The sequence below is a fragment of the Bifidobacterium pseudolongum subsp. globosum genome, assembly GCF_004155535.1.
Lineage (GTDB): Bacteria > Actinomycetota > Actinomycetes > Actinomycetales > Bifidobacteriaceae > Bifidobacterium > Bifidobacterium pseudolongum_C.
In genome coordinates, this window is sequence record NZ_RYUH01000009.1 from 52,077 (window position 1) to 70,536 (window position 18,460).

At 57.6% G+C, this 18,460-nt stretch carries 12 protein-coding genes; 11 read left to right on the forward strand and 1 reads right to left on the reverse strand.

All coding sequences use genetic code 11. The annotated features are described in order from the left end of the window. The first annotated feature begins 151 nt into the window (after positions 1 to 151). The 11 genes from orn to PG2093B_RS02955 all read left to right on the forward strand — a co-directional run bounded on the left by orn (position 152) and on the right by PG2093B_RS02955 (position 16,270). A complete protein-coding gene (gene orn / locus PG2093B_RS02905) occupies positions 152 to 799 on the forward strand; it encodes an oligoribonuclease (protein WP_129897139.1) in 648 nt (215 codons plus the stop codon). An 18-nt stretch (positions 800 to 817) separates the two neighbouring features. Then, complete coding sequence (locus PG2093B_RS02910) at positions 818 to 1,660, forward strand: Cof-type HAD-IIB family hydrolase (RefSeq protein WP_129897141.1); 843 nt, start codon at positions 818 to 820, stop codon at positions 1,658 to 1,660. A 1-nt stretch (position 1,661) separates the two neighbouring features. Then, the gene (locus tag PG2093B_RS02915) at positions 1,662 to 3,068 is read left to right on the forward strand and encodes a PIF1 family DEAD/DEAH box helicase (protein WP_129897143.1); all 1,407 of its coding nucleotides are present in this window, start codon (positions 1,662 to 1,664) and stop codon (positions 3,066 to 3,068) included. A gap of 149 nt (positions 3,069 to 3,217) precedes the next feature. Beyond that, the gene (locus PG2093B_RS02920; RefSeq protein WP_129897145.1) at positions 3,218 to 3,643 is read left to right on the forward strand and encodes a permease; all 426 of its coding nucleotides are present in this window, start codon (positions 3,218 to 3,220) and stop codon (positions 3,641 to 3,643) included. A 223-nt stretch (positions 3,644 to 3,866) separates the two neighbouring features. Next, positions 3,867 to 6,020 carry a hypothetical protein gene (locus tag PG2093B_RS02925; protein ID WP_129897147.1) on the forward strand — a complete coding sequence of 718 codons (2,154 nt, stop codon included), beginning with the start codon at positions 3,867 to 3,869 and terminating at the stop codon, positions 6,018 to 6,020. 170 nt (positions 6,021 to 6,190) lie between these two features. Further along, the gene (locus tag PG2093B_RS02930) at positions 6,191 to 7,774 is read left to right on the forward strand and encodes an S-layer homology domain-containing protein (protein WP_242502798.1); all 1,584 of its coding nucleotides are present in this window, start codon (positions 6,191 to 6,193) and stop codon (positions 7,772 to 7,774) included. Positions 7,775 to 8,048: 274 nt separating this feature from the next. Further along, entirely contained in the window at positions 8,049 to 10,091 is a 2,043-nt protein-coding gene (locus PG2093B_RS02935; protein WP_129897151.1) for a DUF4234 domain-containing protein, read from the forward strand. Between the two features lie 20 nt (positions 10,092 to 10,111). Continuing rightward, entirely contained in the window at positions 10,112 to 11,656 is a 1,545-nt protein-coding gene (locus tag PG2093B_RS02940) for a TIR domain-containing protein (RefSeq protein WP_129897153.1), read from the forward strand. Between the two features lie 269 nt (positions 11,657 to 11,925). Further along, positions 11,926 to 13,479 carry an S-layer homology domain-containing protein gene (locus PG2093B_RS09040; RefSeq protein ID WP_242502799.1) on the forward strand — a complete coding sequence of 518 codons (1,554 nt, stop codon included), beginning with the start codon at positions 11,926 to 11,928 and terminating at the stop codon, positions 13,477 to 13,479. Between the two features lie 189 nt (positions 13,480 to 13,668). Continuing rightward, entirely contained in the window at positions 13,669 to 15,474 is a 1,806-nt protein-coding gene (locus PG2093B_RS02950) for a proline--tRNA ligase (protein WP_165369687.1), read from the forward strand. Between the two features lie 196 nt (positions 15,475 to 15,670). After that, the gene (locus tag PG2093B_RS02955) at positions 15,671 to 16,270 is read left to right on the forward strand and encodes a single-stranded DNA-binding protein (RefSeq protein WP_129897155.1); all 600 of its coding nucleotides are present in this window, start codon (positions 15,671 to 15,673) and stop codon (positions 16,268 to 16,270) included. 14 nt (positions 16,271 to 16,284) lie between these two features. Here the strand turns inward: PG2093B_RS02955 and PG2093B_RS02960 are convergent, their stop codons facing one another. Then, a complete protein-coding gene (locus PG2093B_RS02960; RefSeq protein ID WP_129897157.1) occupies positions 16,285 to 18,384 on the reverse strand; it encodes a M13 family metallopeptidase in 2,100 nt (699 codons plus the stop codon). Between the last annotated feature and the right edge of the window lie 76 nt (positions 18,385 to 18,460).

Genomic DNA, 18,460 nt, shown 5'->3' on the forward strand with positions numbered 1-18,460 from the left:
GCCCCGCGCGCGTATAGTGGACAATTGTTTTGCGGTCAGGGTAGAACGTGGCGCACTGCGGCAGCGTGAGGTAATCTCGAATGTTCACAAACGCAATGCATGCGCAGCACGGAACGCACCTGCCGTACCCAACGAGGAAAAGAGGAACCACATGGTGGACGCACACGACGACGAAGTGTATTCGGCAACGAACTCACGGCTCATCTGGATTGACTGCGAGATGACCGGGCTCGACATCTTCCACGACGAACTGTGCGAGATCTCCGTGGTCCCCACGGACTTCGAACTCAACGTGCTCGACGAGGGCATCGACTTCGTGATCAAACCGTCCGACGCGGCCGTGGCGCATATGAACGACTTCGTGCGCGCCATGCACACCCGTTCCGGCCTCATCGACGAATGGGACGACGGCCTTGACGTAGCCGAGGCCGAGCGCCGCGTCATCGAATACGTGAAGCGGTTCACGCCGGAAGGTGTCAAGCCGTTGCTCGCCGGCAACTCCGTGGGCTCCGACAAGAAGTTCCTCGACCGGTACATGCCCGGCCTCATGGAACACCTGCACTACCGTGTGATCGACGTGAGCACAATCAAGGAGCTCGCCCGCCGCTGGTACCCGGCCGTCTACCGCAACCGCCCCGCCAAGAACGGCGGCCACCGCGCGCTCGCCGACATCATCGAATCGCTCGACGAACTGCGCTACTACCGTGCCGCGGTCATGGCACCCGAACCGGGGCCCAGCGATGCCCAGGCGCAGCAGATCGCCGCGGCGGTGGAACAGTCAAGCATCCTGGACAAGTGACCGAAAGCTGGCGTGGATATGACCGATGAACTGAAGGATTGGGCCTCGATCGACACACCGCAGGACATTCGCCTCGTGGTGGCGGACATGGACGGCACGCTGCTCGACGCGGACAGCGAATTGCCGTTGGGGTTCTGGCCCATGCTGGACCGCCTCGAACAGCGCGGCATCGCATTCGTGCCCGCGAGCGGCCGCCAATACCAGACGCTGCAGCAGATGTTCGCGCGTGCGGGCCGGCCGATGTCGTTCATCGCCGAAAACGGCAACGTGGTGGCGGTCGATGGCCAGATTGTGGAGACGCACGGTGTGAACCACGAGATCACCGATCAGGTGATCAGCATGGTCGACGCCACGAGCGAAGACCTGGGGCTGGTGGTGTGCGGGCTCAACAGCGCGTATATCCAGCGCACCGACGCACCATTTGTGGCCGAGGCGAGCAAATACTACAAGGCGCTCACTGAGGTCAAGGACCTGCGCGAAGTGCTGCGCTATGACGACGAGAAGATCCTCAAACTCGCCATCTTCGACTTCGGCGACGCCGAATCCATGGCGCGCAACGAGCTCGGATTTGTGAGCGACCCTTACGAATACGTGGTTTCGGGCGCCCATTGGGTGGACATCATGGACAAGCATGTCGACAAGGGCGAAGGCGTCAAGGCCATCCAGCGCGCCCTTGGCGTGACCCGCGCCCAGACGGCCGCGTTCGGCGATTACCTCAACGACATCGGCATGCTCAACGAAGCGGAGTTCTCGTTCGCCATGGCCAATGCGCACGAAGGCGTCAAGAAGGCGGCGCATTACCTTGCGCCGGCGAACACCGAAGAAGGTGTGATCCGCGTCGTGGACCGGTTGGTCGGGTAACATGCGGCAGTCCGAAGCGCTGAGCATCATGGAGGCCGGCGCCAACGTGTTCCTCACCGGCGCGCCGGGCGCGGGCAAGACCTATACGCTCAACGAGTTCATCCACCATGCGCGCACACATGGCACGTCGGTCGCCGTCACGGCGAGCACCGGCATCGCCGCCACGCATATCAACGGGCAGACGATCCACGCATGGAGCGGCGCGGGCGTGGCGACCGCGCTCACCGACCAGCTCATCAAACTCATCCGCAGCCGCCGGCGCACCAAACTCAACGCGGCGGACGTGCTCGTGATCGACGAGGTCTCGATGATGCACGCGTGGCTGTTCGACATGGTCGACCAGATCTGCCGCATCGTACGGCGCGACAGCCGGCCGTTCGGCGGCCTGCAGGTGGTGTGTTCGGGTGATTTCTTCCAACTGCCGCCGGTCAGCGTCTCGTCGCGCAACCACGACGTGATCACACCAAGCCCGGAATATCTGGCCTCGCGCGAGCGCTATGCGCGCGCGGGCCGCAACCCGGAGGGGTTCATCACCGAATCGTTCGCGTGGAGCGAGCTCGACCCGGTGATCTGCTATCTCGACGAACAACACCGCCAGGACGACGGCCAGCTGCTGCGCGTCCTCACCGACATCCGCCAAGGCTGCGTGAGCCAACAGGACCGCGACGTGCTCGTCACGCGCCTCGGCGCCCAACCGCCGCAAGGCAAGCAGGCCGTGCACCTCTTTCCCAGCAACCAGCAGGCGGACCGCCTCAACAGCGACCGCCTGCAGCGCATCGACGCCGAGGAACACAGTTTTGAGGCGCAGACAGCCGGGCCGGCGAACCTCGTGGAGCGGCTCGAACGCAACATGCTCGCGCCGAAGCACCTCGTGCTCAAAGCCGGCGCCGAAGTGATGGCCGTGCGCAACGACCCCGACCACCAGTACGTCAACGGGTCGCTCGGCACCGTGCGTGGATTCGCGAATGAGAACAAGGGCGGCTGGCCGATCGTGGAGTTTGAGAACGGCAACATCGTGACGATGGGCCCGGCCTCGTGGCAGATGATGGACGGCGAGACCGTGCTCGCCGAAGTCGCGCAGGTGCCGTTGCGGTGCGCGTGGGCCATCACCATCCACAAATCGCAGGGCATGACGCTCGATTCGGCGGTGATGGACCTCAAGCGCACGTTCGCGCCCGGCATGGGCTATGTGGCGCTGTCGCGTGTGGAGCGGCTCGACGGCCTGTATCTGACCGGCGTGAACGAACGCATGTTCCTCATGAGCGACGACGCGATTCGGCTCGACGGCGATTTGCGCGCCAAGTCGGCCGCCGCGGTGCGGCAGCTGCAGCGCGACGGCGCCGAGTCGTTCGTGCGGCAACAGCGCGCCCGCGAAGAGGACGAGTTCGTGCAGGACGAGCTGTTCTGAGCGGGCGGTCTGCAGGGTGCGGTGCGCGTGAATACGCTCTGCGAAGTGCCGGCGCGTGTGCGGGGCGGCCATAACTACAATGGGTTGCTGTGAACCAGTGCGCGGGTACGATGCCCGCGCCAGCAGCAACCAGAAAGAGGAGAGCCGCCATGAAGCACAGGAACGCATATGTTATTTCGGGGATTGGTGCGATTGTGCTGTTCGTGGCGTTCATCATGTACAGCTCGGCGCCGGTGCCGCTGTGGAACTGGATCAAGCTGTCCGACCTGCTCACCATTGTGGGCGGGCTCATGTTCATTGTGCCCTTCTATCAGCTGTCGGTGCGCGCCAAGACGCGCGAGCACGCGCCGAACCCGTGGGTGTGGCAGGTGCTGCCGGTCGTGGGCATGGTGCTCATGATCATCGGCCTGCTCATTCCCAACGACTTCGTCTCGTTCGGTGCCGTGGCACTGTGCGACGTGCTGTACTTCCTGGGCTGCGTGGGCATGCTCATGATCTTCGTCTACCCGCTGCACACGGTGAACGACGAGATGCTCGAAGATGATGTGGAGAGCCGCGCGGCTGGCGACAAGTAGTCACCGTTCAGGTTCCTGCATTCTGTGATTGCCGTGCCTACGGGCACGGCTTTTTTGATGGAAATGACTGTCTGCCGCTACCCGGGATGTATGTTCAAATATTCATGACACGCGTGAAAGCATATAGGAAAGGTGGAATACTGTATGCAGTACGTTTGCTGGTGAGGGATTCGCGGCACAAGGTGTGAGCCCGGTCATTCATTGGTGGGAGTGGGAGAGAACCATGGGTTGGGTATATGCGCTCGAAGCAGCTGTGACGGTGGCGCTGATGGTCTTGATATTCCGTCGCCGGCGAGACCATCCGGGCATCATGTTGATTGTTATGTATGTGATCTGTGTGCTGACCAGCTTGATGGCCGTCTACACGGTATGGGGAGCGGAGTATGGGCACAATGTCGCGGCTTGGATGCACGCCGTGCCTTGGGCGGTGGTGAATGCGATCACGATTTTCATGGGAGGCGGTGATTTTGATTTTGCCCCGGCGTTTGCCAACAATCCATATGTGGGGCCAGTGAGCATGGCGTATGAATGCTCCAGACTGTGTGCATTGTTCACCCTTGGAACCGTGATTGTCTCACTGTTCACAGGGGCGATGATGGACAGGCTCCGTGTGATGTTCCGGATCGGCAGGTGTCGTTCGGTCATTCGCGTGCACTTCCCTGAACATACTGATGTTTCCCAAATCAACGACTTTGTGAAGACACTCGAAGGCAAAACAGATGATGACACCCTCGTGTCGATCAACAGGCCCAGTTACTACCAAGAGGAGGACTTGGGGCGCAAGGTCAAGAACCTGGTATTTCAGGAATCGATTGTGCATCGAGCCGCCCGCAAAGCGCAGGAGGTTGTGGATATTCGCTTCGGGGAAACCGGCGTGAGTGTGGACACCAGATTGCGTGTGGAAGCTGACTCGAAAGTGGTGCCGCGTCATGGTGGGGAACAGCGGGACACCGGGGTGAAACACGATGTGATCATGATGGATTATGATGACATGGTTGCGCGTGACTACATCGCGCGGGTGTTCATCCCGGAGGAGACGCGCCGAATCAAGGGCTATTCACTGGATGAGATTGGAGATCTGCGTGCCATAAAGCCCACGAAGGTATTGATTATCGGTGACCTTGCCGGTTTGGGAGGACAGATACTTCGACGCGTCGTCATGAACAGTCAGCGGCCTTCCGAAGCTGAATCGCATGCCACATTCCGTCTCGGGCAATCCGCGGACAATCCTTCCGACGTCTTCCCTGACATCACATTCTGCACGTTCCGTAAGGATGAGACGCTGGGCGCCTATAGGGGCCGATACCCGATGCTTGACGAATTCGCCAGCATTAAGTACTTGGATTGTGGAGCCGAGTCGGAGGAACTGTACACCGTACTGAAGGAATCGTTGGAGGACGGCAATCCATTCGATTATGTAGTGGTCGCTGGCAGTGACACGATTGAGAATTCACACGTTGCCAGGGATATCCGTTTCTATCTTGTCAGTCATATGAAGGCTTCAGATGCAGAAAAGCAATGTGGATGGCCCAATATTGCGGCATATGCGGAGGAAGAATCATTATTGGCGGCTGTACAGGGGGCGGATGTCCATAACGCCAAACCGGCTCCATCCGCTTCAAGGGGAAAGGCCGGGGCCGCTGGGCAAAGCGAGAGTGCTGGAATTCAGACCGCCGACATCAAGTATTTTGGCTCGCGTTCGCAACTGTACGCTCTCGATGGGCTGAAGAATGGCGACATGGATCATGATGCAAGATTGATCAACGCTTTCTATTGTGTGGAAGGCGGAAAGTATGGCAAAGAAGAGCAATGGGATGACTTGATTGAGGAAGTCAAGGGAAAGGAGTGCGAGCAGTGGAATGGAGTCTCGCAGTTCGATCGCAACTCCAGTCGTGCCAGTGCTGAATTCATCGAGGTGCAGAACGCTTGGCGCGAACGCCTGCTTGATATAGAGGGGAAGAAAAACGTGGATTTGCGTATCATGCAGCTTGAGCATTTGCGGTGGTGCGCCTTCCTCGCCGCCATGGGGTTCACCCCCATGTCCGATGACACGTGTGAAAAGCGTTTCAACATGGCTCATGAAGGCAACGCGTACTGGAGGAATTCATTCGGAACTCCCGAAAAGGTCAGAAAAGACTCTGTAAAGGATTGTATGAAGTTCGCCCGAGCGGATACCCCCGATTGCCTGAATTCCTCATATGAGCATATATGTCTGACTCCGTGGGATAACTTGGATCATGCCTCCACAATATGCAACAAGTTGGATGGTAAAAAAACATGCACATACGATTTTAAAAAGAATGATTACGTTGTGCTATCTCTGCTCGAATTCATCAAACACGCTCAAACTCAGGGTGTCACTGCGAAAGATGTCTGATTCGGATTTTGAGATGTCGGTAAGACTGATTTGACGATGCAATTGAAGAGTGGAAGCATGGGAATATCGATGTATATCGATACATATTATTCAGTGGCTCGCCTTGTTCCGTCACGGTGATGTGTGGAGTGGCTTCGGGGTTGGTGGGCCATGCGAGAGAAGGAATTACCATGAGGGTATTCAAGAGATTTGCTGCAGGTATGGTGGCCGCGGGCATGGCGTTGGCCATGCTGCCGGTCGCTGCCGCGCAGGCGGATGACGGGTATGACTGGTCGCATCCGATAACCATCTCGGATGTTCAGGTCACTGCTGTTACTGACACGACCGCAGATGTTACTTTCAAATACGCATTCGATGAGGCTAAATTCAAGAAACTTCTGCCGGATGCCAAGATTACGCGTGTGTGCTTCATTGTCAATGTCGATAAGATTCTGACAATGAAGCCTGAGCAACGGTTCTATGAGTCTTCGTGGGCAACTGGGCGGGACCCCTACGATGACGATCCCAAACTATGTGCCGACATGGTTGGGGATGACGTGGCCACTCCCGAACAAGAACAGGAGTTTTATAGTCTGAAGACCGTACCTCTCACCATGACGATGGGTAACAAGGCATATACAGAAGCAACCCTCACGGCATACAGTTTTCTGCGTGGTGATTCTCTTACGGGGAATGAACTCAAGAAAGCGGGCACCGCATCAGTGCATCTGAAGGGGCTGCAACCAAATATGTGGTATGGCAATAAGAATGTGCCCCAGAAGAATGAGGATGAATACATCTATCCCATGTCCAGTGGTTCGCTGGCTCGTTGGCTCCTGTTCCGTGAGAAGTTAAGGGAAATCGCGCAACCCGGGGCGTTCGACCAGGTTATGGAATATGACGATACATGTTGGACTTCTAACGATACGAAAGAGCCATGCAAACAGAAGAGGAAGTATGCACTGAACAAGAATTATGGACAGCCAATCAACATTGATATGAATCAGCTATTCATCGGTGCTCATATTGATTATGATGAGTATTATGATGGAGTAAAATATGGCGATTATTTCAGTGTGTATGGCGATGCCGTGCAGGTTCCGTCATTCACTACGAAACCGAAGGCCTCGGGGAGCACGGTTGCGTTCACAGATGTGAATTCGAAGACGCCGCATGCCGATGATATCCGTTGGCTGGCTGAGAACAAGATCTCGGAAGGGTACAAGAACGCGAATGGCACGTACCGGTTCGAGGGCATGACGCCGGTGTACCGTCAGGACATGGCCGCGTTCCTGCGCCGCGAGGCCGCCAATCGTGACATCGCGGACGCGGCGTCGTGGAAGCCGTCGGCCGCGGATCGCACCCGATTCCGTGACGTCACGTGCACGGCCGACAACAAGGGCAACCGCAATACGCCACATTGCGAGGACATCCTGTGGCTGGCGCACGCGGGCATCTCCGAGGGCTGGAAAGAGAAGGATGGTTCGAGCACGTTCCGTGGCATGGACACGGTCAAGAGGCAGGACATGGCCGCGTTCCTGAAGCGTCTGGCCGCCAAGGCGGGCAAGGGCGGCAATGTCAAGCCGAAGACCGATTTCACCGATGTGTTCGCCGACACGCCCCATAAGGCCGAAATCCAGTGGCTGGGCGGTTCGGGCATCAGCGAGGGTTATAGGAACGCGAACGGCACTTGGCGTTTCGAGGGCATGACGAGTGTGTACCGTCAGGACATGGCCGCGTTCATCCACCGCCTCGACAACCTGATCGCAAAATGAGGTTGCCATAGCCGCAATGGCATGAGGAGTGTGTCTTTGCGCGCGTCTTCGGACGTATGCGTACGAAGGCATACTCCTCATTTGTGTATGGTCCGCGAATTGCGTACAGTCCTATGGGGCGCACTTGGAGTTCGGGCACTGGAGCGGCAGATGGTGCTGCCGCCTCATGCGCGTCAGGAAGGCGCATCACGCGTGTCGGACGGTATTTATTGCTATTGTTTGGTAATGCTTGGTACAGCGAGCAAGGCAGCACAGGGGAGTGGGGAAATCAATAATGGTGAGTTCCATCATCTATCTGATCATGGCATTGGTGACTGTTGGACTGTTGTATTGGATATACAAGCTGGGGCGTAAGCGCGAACAAGGCATAACGTTGTTGGTTATGTTCGTGCTGTGCTTCATCACCAGCATGACCGGCATTACGATGGCGCAGGCGAGTAATGGCGTTCCGCGGAACCTGTTTTGGTCGTTGATCAACTCGCTGACGATGTTCACCGGCGGCGGTGGCTCCTCATTTGGCGGTGATGATCCGCTTGTCTCGCCGCAGGTGATGGACTACATGAATACGTGGTACCAGTGCACTAGGCTCTGCACGTTGTTCGCCTCGCTTGTGGCCATCATCTCGCTGTTTACTGGCAATCTGTGGGACAGATTGCGTAACATCTTGCGCATTCGCCCATACAAGAAGGTGGTGCGTGTCTTCTTCGACGATAAGAGCAATACAGCGCTTATTCGCAGTTTCGTGAACAGTGTGCAGGCGGACGAATTGAAGCAAACCGATACTCTTGTGTCTGTTGATAAAACGGATTACTACGCTTCCGAAGAGTCAGGACTGCAGAATCCGAATCTCATCTTCCAAGACAGCATCGCCGCACGCGAAGCAAAGAAAGCTAATCAGATGGTGACGATTCGTTTCAAGGACGACTCTGTGTCCGTGGACACTGACTTGATCGAACCCGACACGGGGAAAGGCGGCAAGGGGGACGTCGATATGATCGCCACGCATGATGTGGTCAGGATGGATTACGACACATTGGTTGCGCGAAACTATATCAACACGGTGTTTGTTCCCGTTCAATGCCGTCGGGTCGAAGCATATCCGCTCAAGACGGTAGCTGACTTGCAGATGTTGCAGCCGATGCGTGTGCTCATCATTGGTGATTTGGATGGGCTGGGAGGTCAAATACTCCGCCGTGTCATCATGAACAGCCAAATGCCCTACGACGCCATTCCCGATATCGACTTCTGTTCGCCAAGGCTTGACTCCACCCTGGGTGCATTCTCCAACCGGTATCCCACGCTGCTGGACTATGCGAACGTGGAGTACCATGGCATGGATCTTGGGGGCAGCGAGTTTTACGCGCTGCTCGATGCTTCCGCGCAAACCGGTAGTCACTACGATTATGTGGTGGTGGCCACAGCTGACAAAACCGTCAATCTCAACATCGCCAATGAGGTGCATTTCCATCTGACCATGCTGATGGGGCCGGCTCAGGTCGGTGGCATTGAACCGATGGTGCGCATCGCCGCTTTCGCGGATGACCCACAGAAGACCGCTCCCGAAAAGAGCGAAAACACTGTTGATGTTGAGGATATGAAGAGGATCTCCTTCTTCGGTCAGGATGCGCAACTGTATTCGTTGGATGCCCTGCAGAACAGCCAGATAGACCGGTGTGCGCGCCTGATCAACGCGTTCTACTGTGGTGTGAACATCGACTCATCCACTGGTGATGCGGATGCATCGCCGCAGGTGCGCAAAACCTGGCGTGAGTGCAAGCAGTTCGACCGCAATTCCAGCAGGGCCAGCGCTGAATTCATCAATGTGGAGCAGCATTGGAAGAACAGGTTTGAAGAGCTCGGGCTTTCCGCTGACGATGTCAAGACGCGCATTGTGCAGCTGGAACATAAGCGTTGGTGTGCATTCTTTGCCGCCGAGGGGTTCAGACCCATGTCTTACGAAACACTGCATGCCCGTTATGCCTATGCGTATGAGGGCAATGCTGAGGAAATCGATGTGGAGGGCGACATCAAGGATGTCACCGTTACACCGAAGAACTGCATGAAGTTCGCGCGCGCGGATACGCCGAACTACCGTTTCTCCCATTACGAGCACATCTGCTTGGTGCCATGGGATGAGCTGCCGGAAAAGGACGAGGAATGCGCGAAGGTGCAGGCTGAGTTCAAACCAAGATTCTTCAAGGATCATGCCGGCGAAGTGAAGGAATCTGATTTTCAGACCTTTGACTTCCAGAAACTGGATGAAATCGTGCTCAGCCTTATGGCGGAGTTGGGAAAAGCTGAAAATAGCGATAAATAATCGATAAGGAGAGTCCGACTATGAGCGGTAATGACAATCCAACCCATGAATATGAGATTTTTGTGAGCTATTCGCATGATGATGGTAGGTATACCATTCCATCATTTGTACAAAAGATTCTTGGGGCTGCCACTGAAGGGGGCTTTCGATTCAAGAGTTTTATCGATCAGCATATTACTGGCGCTTGGAAAGATAAAATTATAGAGCATTTGGAATCGGCGAACATTTTCATGCCATTCATTTCCCCGACATATCTCGAAAGTGATTACTGTATAAGGGAACTGAGTAGCTTTGTAGATTATGCGCGCAGGTCCGAGGAGGTGAAGGTAATTATCCCAGTTTTTTGGGTGGATGTGAATGAAGACGCGTTACCGAACAATGGATTTAGTGAGTCGGCTTATAGATACTTCGAAAGGATACAGGGCATTACCTTCGAAGGTAAGAAGAATCTCAGGTTGCAGGATCCGGAAACCATCGACTATTTCGGCATTTTTTGTTTTCTGAAACGATACCTTGATGATGCGGCTGCGACATTGCGAATCAGGAATCAAATTACTGAGAATATCATTCCTGAACTTCCCGATCCACTTAAGGGACGTGTTTTGGAGGGGATGGGTGTGACCGCATCTCCGGGTGATGATACCCAAGCATCGGAACCAGTGCACGCTGAACTGAATGCGGTACAAACTGAGTCACCCATCGTTGCGAATAAACCCGCTGCATCGCCTGTGTCCTCTGATAAAGAATCGCAAGCTGTAAAGATGCGGAAGAAGGGATCACAGAACCATAAAGGCTATGCGCCGGCGCATGAGCTGATGGTGAAGATTTACAACACTGTTGCCGAAACACCGTTTGTCGAAGGCAGCAAAGACCGTTCCAGTGCTCTCAAGCCCGAGTTCCGGGTGCCAGGGGTGTTGGAGACAGTCAGCTTGACCAAGGACGGAGCGCACCTCACGCAAGGCATGAACTTCAATCTGGATTCCAATATCGCGTCGGTGTACATCTCCGCGAACTGGCAAGGTGTGCCTAATGATGGCAGTGGCCGTGCCTATGAACGGGGCAATGACGAGCTTGGCGGGTTTTGGATTCTACCGAGGACCCACAAGTTGGAAAGCTATGAGCCGTGGGAGCATGATTTCGACAACACCTTGGCCAACTACTTGTACCGCATCAAGATGAGCCAGCCGTATGCCGAGGATTACATCGCGCATAGGGATGAATGGCAAGCTCGATATGAGCGGTTTGCCGCCATGCCTGACGTGTCTTCGACGTATGCCAAGGAATTGTTCAATGGGAACAGGTTTGTGAGTGCGAATTCCCGACTGGAATTCGTACGGGATGGCCGTCTACTGCCTGTCGAGCAGATCGATAACGAGGTATTGAACCGTACGATCATCGCGATCACCGATCCCGCGCAGGTCGATGAGGTCATTGCGTGCATCAACAACATGCACAAGGATGGCATTCGGTATTACCGCGTGGGTGCGCTGCTCGACACGAAGTCCGACGCCACGAATTTCGTGAATGCGCTCAAGAAGTACCGTGCATTCCTTGAACAGCAGTGATTGCGCGTACCACGCATAGCGTTGAATTTATGTCCGCGCCTCGTGATGAGGTGCGGACATTTTTTATATCATTGGATGATATAGCGAAGGGTATCTGATTCGGATTTTGAGATGTCGACAGGGTTGATTTGACGATGCAATGGAAGAGTGGAAGCATAGAGAAATCGATATATATATCGATGCATATTATTCAGTGGCTCGCCTTATTCCGTCATGGTGATGTGTGGAGTGGCTTCGGGGTTGGGCGCGCTGTGAGAGAAGGAACAAGCATGAAGAGATTCAAGAAGCTTGCCGCGGGTATGGTGGCCGCTGGCATGGCGTTGGCCATGCTACCGGTCGCTGCGGCGCAGGCGGATGAAGAGTATGACTGGTCGAATCCGATTACTATCTCAGATGTTCAGGTTGCTGATGTAACTGACATGACTGCGGACGTGACTTTCAAATATACATTCGATGAGGCCAGGTTCAAGAAATTTCAGCCGGATGCCAAGATTACACGGGTGTGTTTCATTGTCAATGTCGACAAGATTCTGACGATGACACCTGAACAACGTTTCTATGAGCCCATGTGGGCTGCACGCGAGGTCTGGGATGACGATCCCGGACTGTGCACCGACATGGTTGGGGATGACGTGGTCACGCCCGAACAGGAGCAGGAGTTTTATAGTCTCAAAGCGGTACCGCTTTCCACAAGGTTGGGGAGTAAGGATTATCGGGAAGCAACTCTTTCGATGTATAGCTTCCGGCGTGGTGATATTCTTGCGGGGAATGAACTCAAGAAAGCGGGTACCGTCTCAGTGCGTCTGAAGGGCCTGCAACCAAATATGTGGTATGGCAATAAGAATGTTCCCCAGAAGAATGAGGAAAACTATATTTATCCTATGTCTACTGGTCCGTTGGCTCGTTGGCTTTTGTTCCGAGAGAAACTGAAAGAAGTGGCGCAGCCGGGGGCATTCGACCAAGTCATGGAATATGAATATGACGGTACATGTTGGACGTCAGATGGTCAGACGAAGCCTTGCAAAGGGGAGAGGAAGTATGCACTGAACAAAAATTATGGAAAACCAATTAATATAGACATGAATCAGCTATTTGTCGGTGCTCATGTTGATTATGAAAAGAATTACGAGGGTAAAAAGTATACCGACTATTTCAGTGTGTACGACGGCGCTGTGCAGGTTCCGTCATTCACTACCAAGCCGAAGGGCTCGGGGAGCACGGTTGCGTTTACGGATGTGCATTCGAGTACGCCTCATGCGGATGATATTCGTTGGCTTGCGGCCAACAAGATCTCGGAAGGCTACAAGAACGCGAATGGCACGTACCGGTTTGAGGGCATGACGAGTGTGTACCGTCAGGATATGGCGGCGTTCCTGCGTCGTGAGGCGGTCAAGCGGGGTATCTCGGACGCGGCCTCTTGGAAGCCGTCGGCCGCGGATTGGAAGCGTTTTGTCGATGTGAATGCCAAGACGCCCCACGCTGAGGATATTCTGTGGCTGGCGCATGCGGGCATCTCGGAAGGGTGGAAGACGAACCGAGGTGCGGAGTTTCGTGGCATGGACACGGTCAAACGTCAGGATATGGCCGCGTTTCTCAAGCGTTTGGCGAATAAAGCCAGCAAAGGTGGCAATGTGACACCCAAGTCATTTGTGGACGTGACCGACACGACCCCGCATGTCGCAGAGGTCCGCTGGCTTGGCGGCTCTGGTATCTCGAAGGGATGGCAGACGCCTCGTGGCCCGGAGTTCCGTGGTATGAGCTCGGTGGTGCGTCAGGACATGGCCGCGTTCATCCACCGCCTCGACAACCTACTCGCAAAGTGACATCGCTGTAGTCAGCGGAGCGTGCGGATTGTACGCGGTTGAGAACCGCTGCGTACAATTCGCGCGCTTTTTGGCTTCTTTGCGTATGAATTGTACGCAGTCAACCCAGAACCGCGTACAATTCATACGCTACGGGAAGTGTCACCACACCGCCTCCAGATGTCTGGGAATGCGCATAATTTGAGGGGTATGACTACTGCACTTCGAATGTCCACGTTGTTCCTGCGTACCCTGCGCGAAGACCCCGCAGACGCAGATGTCGATTCCGCAAAACTGCTCCAGCGCGCCGGCTACATCCGCAAGGCCGCGCCCGGCATCTGGACATGGCTGCCGCTCGGTCTGAGCGTGCTCAACAAGATCGAAGAGATCATCCGCGAGGAGATCAATGGCATCGGCGCGCAGGAAGTGCATTTCCCCGCGCTGCTGCCGCGCGAGCCGTACGAGGCGACCCACCGCTGGGAAGAGTACGGCGACAACATCTTCCGCTTGAAGGACCGCCATGAGTCCGACTATCTGCTGGCGCCCACGCACGAAGAGATGTTCACGCTGCTCGTGAAGGACATGTATTCGTCGTACAAGGACCTGCCCGTCACGCTGTACCAGATCCAGACGAAGTACCGCGACGAGTTCCGCCCGCGCGCCGGTCTGATCCGCGGCCGCGAGTTCATCATGAAGGACGCCTATTCGTTCACTGTGGACGAAGAGGGCATGCGCCAGGCGTACATGGACGAGCGCGGCGCGTATGAGCGCATCTTCCAGCGCCTCGACCTGAAGTATGTGCCGGTGTTCGCCATGAGCGGCCCGATGGGCGGCTCGGCGTCCGAGGAGTTCCTCGCGCCGATGCCGATCGGCGAAGACACATTCGCACTTGCGCCGAGCGGCAAGGCGTGGAATGTGGAGGCGCTGCACACGCCCGAGGTGGAGGATATCGACGCTTCCGCCACGCCTGCCGCCACGAAGCGCGCCACGCCGAACGCGCGCACGATCGACGAGATGGTGGCGTTCGCGAACGCCGAATACCCGCGTGAAGACGGCCGTGACTGGGCCGCCACGGACATTCTGAAGAACGTCGTGGTGGCGGTGAAGCACGTCGAAGACGACGAGCATGACGAACCGTGGCGTGAACTTGTGGTCGTGGGCATTCCGGGCGACCGCACGATTGACATGAAGCGGCTCGAGGCGCAGTTTGCGCCGGCCGAGCTCGAGGAGGCGACTGAAGAGGACTTCAAGGCGCACCCCGAACTCGTGCAGGGCTACATCGGGCCGATGGCGTTTGGCCCGCAGAACGACGATGATGACGCGCTGCGCTACCTGATCGACGCGCACGTGGCCCGTGGGTCGGCATGGTTCACCGGCGCCGACGAAGTGGACGTGGACTACTACGAGCTGGTGTATGGCCGTGACTTCGAGGCCGACGGCGTGGTAGAGGCCGTCGAGGTGCGTGACGGCGACATGAGCCCGGACGGCTCGGGCCCGCTCAGCTTCGAGCGCGGCGTGGAGATCGGCCAGGTGTTCCAGCTCGGCCTCAAGTACTCCGAGGCACTCGGCCTCAAGGTGCTCGACCAGAACGGCAAGACGGTGCCGGTATGGATGGGCTGCTACGGCATCGGCGTGAGCCGTGTGCTCGCATGCATCGCCGAGACGCACCACGACGACCGTGGCCTGGCATGGCCGGCGAATATCGCACCCGCCCAGGTGCACATCGTGGCCACCGGCAAGGACGCACAGGCGTTCGAAGCCGCCGAAACACTCGTGGCCGAACTCGAGGGCCGCGGCATCGAGGTCATCTTCGACGACCGCAAGAAGGTCTCGCCGGGCGTCAAGTTCAAGGACGCCGAACTCATCGGTGTGCCGATCATCGCCGTCGCGGGCCGCGACACCGTCAACAACGGCACGATCGAAGTGCGTGACCGCAATGGCGAGAACAACCAGGCGGTGCCGGTGGAAGCCGCCGCGCAGGTGATCGCCGACCGCCTTGAGGCCATGCTCAAGTAACGCCGGGCTACCCTAGGGCATTCAGCCAACAGAGTGTGGGCGGGGTGTGGATGGAGCTGACTCCATCCACACCCCGCCTTCGCTATGGGGCGTCCGACCACAGGGGCTTGTGTGGTTTGCCCCGGGCCCGGGCGGTGGGTGACAGTGGATGCAGACACCATGCACGGACGCATGGTTCTGCACGAAAGGACCCATCATGGCACTGCAACAGGCTCTCGTCACCATCACCGGCAATGTGGGCAACGACCCCACGCTCTATGGCAAAGACCCCGCCAAACCGGCGTGCGTCTTCAGAATGGGGTGCACGCGCCGGTATCTCGACAAAACCGGCACATGGCAACAGCTGCCCACCACATGGATCGCCGTCAAAGCGTTCCGTTCGCTCGCGCTCAACATCATGGGCTCCATCCGCAAAGGCAATCCGGTCATCGTCTGCGGTGTGCTCGGCACCGAGGAATGGGCGGGCGAGGACGGCGAGATGCATTCGCGGCTCGTCCTCGAAGCGAGCAATGTGGGGCACGACCTCAATTACGTCACCACGATCTGCCGCAGGATGGTGAAGGAGTCCACAGGTGAGGGCAACGACGAACGCGCGCAGTCGCCCACCGCGCAGACCACGCCGCCGTCGCCCTCAGATACAGAAGCGGCCGCACCGGTCGAATTGGTCGGTGCGGCCGCCATGCCGTCAAGCCAGGGTGGGGGCGCCCCGGAAACCGCACCGCCTGCGCAATCCACGGCAGGAGGTGAGTCGGCCCAGCAACAGGTGGAATTCACCGATGAGAAGCCGTCGTTCTAAGGGTGCGAGTCAGATCACCAGATGTGTACGCGCTCTTCGGGCTTGAGCCACATGCGGTCTTCGGGCGTCACGCCGAAGGCCTTGTAGAACAGGTCCACATTGCGCGCGATGCCGTTGGTGCGGTTCTCGGCCGGGGAGTGCGGGTCGATCTGCAGGTACTGTTCGGCCAGTTCGTCGCGGTTCTTGGTGCGCCAGATGGCCGCATAGCCTAGGAAGAAGCGCTGCAGACCGGTGAAGCCGTCGAGCACCGGGGCCTCGTCGAGCGCGGCCTCGATGCCGGCGGGCGATCCGTCGATCGGGCGTCCGGCCGCTTCGTCCAACGCGAAGGCGTAGGCCTTGAGCGCGATGTTGACGCCGCTCAGATCGCCGATGTTCTCACCGATCGTCAGCGCGCCGTTCACATGCGGAGCTTGCTCGGGGGAGTCCGAGTACTTTTCCTGCAGCTGCACCGGCACGAACTGGTCGTACTGTTCGATGAGCGTCTTCGTGAGCTCCTGGAACCGCTGCTTGTCTTCGGCGGTCCACCAGTCCTCGAGCTTGCCTTCGCCGTTGAACTGCGCGCCTTGGTCGTCGAAGCCATGGCCGATCTCGTGGCCGATCACCGAGCCGATGCCGCCGTAGTTGACGGCGTCCTCAGCCTCAGGGTTGAAGAACGGCGGCTGCAGGATCGCTGCGGGGAACACGATGATGTTGAGCGTCGGCTCGTAATACGCGTTCACTGTCTGCGGGTTCATGAGCCACTCGTCCTTGTCCACCGGCTTGCCGCACTTGGCCATCTGGTAGCCGAATTCGTACACGGCGGCGGCGCGCATGTTCTCGACGAGACCGGAGTCGGCATGCACGTCGAGCGCCGTGTAGTCGCGCCAGTGGTTCGTGTAGCCGATCTTCGCCTCGAAGTGGTCGAGCTTATCGAGCGCCTTGCGCTTCGTCTCGTCGCCGAGCCAGTCGCTGTTGAGGATTGAGACGTGGTAGGCCTCGATCAGATTGTGCACGAGCTCTTCCATGCGCGTCTTCGACGATTCGGGGAAGTGCTTGCGCACGTAGATGCGGCCCACGTCCTCACCGCAGATGCCGTTGATGAGCGAGACGCCGCGCTTCCAACGCACGCGCTGCTCCTTGGTGCCCGAAAGCGTCTTGCCGTAGAACTCGAAATTCGCGGAATCGAAGTCGCGGCTCAGCATGCTCGCGCGGCCCACGATCGTGTGCACACGCGCCCACAGCTTCAGGTCGTCGAGCTGAGCGTCGCGCCAGAACTCGTTGAGACCGGTGAAGAACGACGGCTCCATCACATTCACATGCGCGAGCGCGCCGAGCACATCCACCGCATAGGTGCCGGCCGTGGCGGACGCGTCGTAGGCGCGCTGCACGGCCTGCGCCCACGCCTCGATGCCGAAGTCGGCGAGCATCGCCTTGAGCTCGGCGAATTCGGTGGGGTTGTTCGTCTTCTGCGAGTCGCGCGTAGACACGTTGTCCCAGTGGTGCGCGGCGATCGCCGTTTCCACGTCGAGCAGCCGCTGGGCCTGCTCGCGCGCCTCGTCGTCGGCGTGCGCGTAGCCGGCATTGGTGAGCTGGCGCGCCACCATGCGCACATAGGCGTCACGGATCGGCGCGTAATGGTCCTCGCGGTAATACGCCTCGTCGGGCAGACCGAGTCCGCCCTGGCTCATGTGCATGATGTTCACGTCGGGGTTGTTGAAGTCGCCGAAGACGTCGAACCCGAACAGGTCGGGGCCGCCGTACGGGCTCATCGCGCCGAGCACCTCGGTCAGCTCCGCTTTTGATTTGGCGGCGTCGATCGCGTTCAGATCGTCTCGAATCGGCTCCACGCCGGCCTTTTCCACAGCATCGGTATCGAGGAACGAAGCATACAGCGCCTTCGATTTGGCGGCTTCGTCGCCGCTGGATTCGAGGATGTCTCGGATTTGATGCTCGGCGTTTTCGGCGAGGCGGTCGAACGAGCCGAAGCGCGAACGGTCGTCGGGCAGGATATAGGTGTCGATCCACGGGCCGTTCACGTAGCGGAACAGATCGTCCGCCGGCCTGATCACCGAAGAGAAAGAAGAGGGGTCAATGCCCGAAGAGAGCAGGGCATGCGCAGTGGTTGTGCTAGTCATGGCTCCACACTATAGAGCTTTCCTGACATACCGCCGTTATGCCCAAGGCATGTGCGGGCCTGCGGAAACCGGCTCC